Source organism: Paracoccus sp. FO-3 (genome assembly GCF_006386455.1).
GTDB lineage: Bacteria > Pseudomonadota > Alphaproteobacteria > Rhodobacterales > Rhodobacteraceae > Paracoccus > Paracoccus versutus.
Window position 1 is genome coordinate 1 of record NZ_VCBQ01000319.1, and the last position, 417, is coordinate 417.

At 69.8% G+C, this 417-nt stretch carries 1 protein-coding gene; it reads left to right on the top strand.

Features of this window, described 5'->3' with window-relative positions; all coding sequences use genetic code 11:
- Positions 1-31 precede the first annotated feature (31 nt).
- Positions 32-417 (top strand): cupin domain-containing protein (locus FE811_RS27190; RefSeq protein WP_140849619.1); only part of this gene is annotated, 386 nt, incomplete at its 3' end.

The following is a 417-nucleotide window of genomic DNA, read 5'->3' on the forward strand; positions in this document are numbered from 1 at the left end:
AGGACATCGCGGCCGGAAAGGAAGAAACGCCATGACCGATACGAATTCCGGGCTCGACCTGAGCCGCTTTCACCTGCACCTCGAGGACGGGCCGCGGATCCGCCCGGTGTCGCTGGCCTCCGGCGACCGGCCGGCGGAGGGCAGGACGCTCGCCGTCTTCCCTGCCGAACGCCCCGAGGACGTTCACCCGGACTCCTGGGAGATGCATCCCGGCGGCGATGAGTTGCTGATCCTCTGCTCCGGCAGGCTGGAGCTGGATCTTGAGGCTGCCAGCGGCATGCGCACGGTGGAACTGGCACCGAGGACGGGCCAGGTGGTGCCGGCGGGCAGCTGGCATCGGCTGCGGCTCAGGGAACCGTCGGTCCTGCTGGCGATCACCCATCGCAGCGGCACGCAGCGCCGCAAGGATCGCGAGGC